3 protein-coding genes are annotated in these 1,786 nt (G+C 36.0%); all 3 read left to right on the forward strand.

Annotated elements, in window-relative coordinates; all coding sequences use genetic code 11:
* On the forward strand, window positions 1-158 hold a 158-nt coding region (locus ACN4EE_RS23080), incomplete at its 5' end, for a DUF29 family protein (protein WP_431708077.1).
* A gap of 85 nt (window positions 159-243) precedes the next feature.
* Window positions 244-1,014, forward strand: coding sequence for a glucose-1-phosphate cytidylyltransferase (gene rfbF / locus ACN4EE_RS23085; RefSeq protein ID WP_431708855.1), 771 nt, complete (start codon window positions 244-246; stop codon window positions 1,012-1,014).
* 2 nt (window positions 1,015-1,016) lie between these two features.
* Window positions 1,017-1,786, forward strand: a 770-nt coding sequence (locus ACN4EE_RS23090; RefSeq protein WP_431708856.1) for an NAD-dependent epimerase/dehydratase family protein, incomplete at its 3' end; no start/stop codon positions are given.

Here is a 1,786-nt window from a genome sequence, read left to right on the forward strand (position 1 = left end):
GTCCTAGTCTAAAACCTTATCTTAAAAGTGTCTTTGAGGAATGTTATCAAGATGGACGAGAAATTGCAACACAAATATCTGAACTTCCCCTTAATACCTTCCCCGAAAAGCCGATCGCACCTCTTGAACAAATCCTTGATGAAAACTGGCTTCCTTAAATCGTCACAAAAATTAACCAAAAGCTCGATCGACCTTTCCTCGATATAGGGTAACTTGGAAAATAGCTCTCTAATTTTGATGAATATGAAAGTAGTAATCTTAGCAGGAGGATTAGGTACTCGTCTTGCGGAAGAAACAGAAATTATCCCTAAACCTATGGTAGAAATAGGCGATCGACCACTCCTCTGGCATATTATGAAAATCTATGCTTACTACGGTTTTAATGATTTTTTTATTGCTTTAGGATATAAAGGTGACTACATCAAACGTTATTTTTTGGATTATTGTCATCTCAACTCCAGTATGACCATTAACTTGAAAAACGGTCATATTGATACCCACGATAATAAAGCAGAAGATTGGCAAATTCACCTTATGGATACAGGTTTAGATACCATGACAGGGGGAAGAATCAAACGATTACAACCTTGGCTAGAAAACGAAACCTTCATGGTGACTTATGGTGATGGTGTAAGTAACGTCAACATTAAAGAATTACTAAAATTTCATAAATCTCATAAATGTTTAGCTACTGTAACCGCCGTGCGCCCTCCTGCCCGTTTTGGTGGTTTAATGTTTAAAGGTGATTTAGTGGAAGAATTTACTGAAAAACCCCAAGCAGGAGAAGGTTGGATTAACGGAGGTTTTTTAATATTTGAACCAGAAATCTTTGATTATTTAAAGGGAGATGATGATGGTTTAGAAGTTGCTTTATTAGAAAAATTAGCAGGTAAAGGACAGTTAGCCGCCTACCGTCACTATGACTTTTGGCAATGTATGGATACCCTTAGAGACAAATATCGTTTAAAAGAATTATGGGATAGTGGTAATCCCCCTTGGAGGGTATGGAATTAATTATGAATAATTTTTGGCAAGATCGATCAACCTTAATAACTGGCGCAACGGGATTAGTCGGTGGTTGGTTAGTAAAATATTTAATCAAAGCTGGTGCTGATGTAGTTTGTTTAGTTAGAGATTGGATACCCCAAAGTTTATTAATCCAAAGTGGCGATTTAGCGACAGTTAAAATAGTCAGAGGGAATATTACAGATCAGCTTTTAATAGAAAGAATTTTAGGAGAATACGAAATAGATACAGTGATTCATTTAGCGGCTCAAACTATTGTCGGTATTGCTAATCGTAATCCTCTTTCTACTTTTGAAAGCAATATAGCAGGAACATGGCGATTGTTAGAAGCCTGTCGTTTAAGTCCTAAAGTAAAACAAATAGTTGTAGCATCATCTGATAAAGCCTACGGAGATCAATTAATTTTACCTTATAATGAAGACACACCATTACAAGGGAAACATCCCTACGATGTTAGTAAATCCTGTGCAGACTTAATCACCCAAACTTATGCTCACACCTATAATTTACCAGTAGTTATTGCACGTTGTGGTAATTTTTACGGTGGAGGAGACTTAAATTGGAATCGTATTATCCCCGGTACAATTCGATCGATTCTCAAAGGAGAAAACCCCATAATTCGATCGAATGGTCAATATATCAGAGATTATTTATATGTGGAAGATGGAGCAAATGCTTATATGTTATTAGCTCAAAAATTAGCGGAAAATCCTCAATTAAAAGGAGAAGCCTTTAATTTTTCCTTAGAGATTAAATTAAC

It is taken from the genome of Geminocystis sp. CENA526, assembly GCF_050753365.1.
In the GTDB taxonomy this organism is placed as follows: domain Bacteria; phylum Cyanobacteriota; class Cyanobacteriia; order Cyanobacteriales; family Cyanobacteriaceae; genus Geminocystis.